The sequence below is a fragment of the Falsiroseomonas sp. E2-1-a20 genome, from assembly GCF_051433195.1.
Classification (GTDB): Bacteria; Pseudomonadota; Alphaproteobacteria; order Acetobacterales; family Acetobacteraceae; genus Falsiroseomonas.
This window is the reverse complement of the sequence record NZ_JBHMFT010000148.1, coordinates 1-1,367: the sequence shown is the minus strand read 5'-3', so window position 1 is coordinate 1,367 and position 1,367 is coordinate 1. Positions and strand designations below refer to the sequence as shown.

Annotated in this window: 1 protein-coding gene; it reads left to right on the top strand. The window is 66.3% G+C overall.

Annotated features, from left to right (window positions below; all coding sequences use genetic code 11):
• Positions 1 to 73 precede the first annotated feature (73 nt).
• Entirely contained in the window at positions 74 to 1,102 is a 1,029-nt protein-coding gene (locus tag ACFHPP_RS31015; RefSeq protein WP_437167079.1) for an IS110 family transposase, read from the top strand.
• Positions 1,103 to 1,367 lie beyond the last annotated feature (265 nt).

Sequence of the window (1,367 nt, the reverse complement as noted above, 5' to 3'; positions counted from 1 at the left end):
TTATGGAATGGCCCGCCCCTCTTCCCTGTGGCGTTAGGCTGGCAGGGCAACCTGAGGAACGGGAGCGGGAGCGATGCAGATCACGGTTCTGGGGATCGACCTCGGCAAAAATAGCTGCAGCGTGGTGGGGCTGGATACCACCGGGCGGGTGGTGCTGCGACGGCGGCTGCAGCGGGAAGGTGTCGTCAAGCTGGCGGCAGGGCTGCCGGGTTGCGTGATGGCGATGGAGGCCTGCTGCGGAGCGCATCACCTCGGCCGCAGGCTGCGCGACCAGGGTCACCAAGTCCGGCTGATGTCGCCGGAGTACGTACGCCCCTACGTGAAGGCGCAAAAGAACGACGACCGCGACGCGGAGGCGATCGCCGAGGCAGCGACCCGGCCAACGATGCGGTTTGTCGAGCTCAAGAGCGAGGTGCAACTCGACATGCAGAGCCTGCACCGCGCCCGTGACCGGCTGGTGGGCGAGCGGACGGCGCTGATCAACCAGTTGCGCGCCTTCCTGCTGGAGCGCGGTATCATCGTGCCGCAAGGACGACGCAAGCTGGAGCTGCATCTCGAGACTCTGCTGACCGCAGAGCAGGTCTGGCTCAGCGCACGGACCCGGCTGCTGATCGAGGACCAGCGCGCCGAATGGCGCGAATTGGACCGGCGCATTCTGGCCTTCGACGAGGAGTTCGCACAGCAAGCCCGCACTGACGAGGCGGCCCGGCTGCTGCTAACGATCCCGGGCATTGGGCCGCTGAATGCGACGGCGCTGATCGCCGCGATCGGTAGGGCCGAAACCTTCGGACGGGGCCGGGATCTGGCGGCCTGGCTCGGGCTCGTGCCGAGGCAGATGACGACAGGAGGCAAGCCGAAGCTGCTGGGGATCAGCAAACGTGGCAACGGTTACCTGCGCAAGATGCTGATCCACGGCGCTCGCGCCGCCCTGCCGACGCTGTCCAAGAGCGAGACGCCGCTGGGCGGCTGGCTGCGTGGCCTGATGGCACGGGCGCATGTGAACACCGTGGTGGTCGCGCTCGCCGCCAAGCTGGCGCGGATCGTCTGTACAGTGCTCCGCAGCGGGCAGAAGTTCGAGATGCGGGCTGCGACGGTGTCGTAGCCAACGAGATCGGCTGCTCGCGCTCACCCGGCGCGGGCGGCTGTATGAGGTCTGCGGGTGGTGGAAACGAGATGGCCTGACAGTCGACCGGCGTTCGGGAACCCTGACCAAAAAAATGGCGCTCGACGCCGTCAAGTTTATGAGGACCGGGACGCGCGGATCTCCATCTTGGCCAGGGCGGTGCCCTGAGACCGGATACGTTGGCGTAGACTGATCAGACCAGGTCGTGAAATCGCTTGCAGACAGGGCGGGCCATACGTTTTTT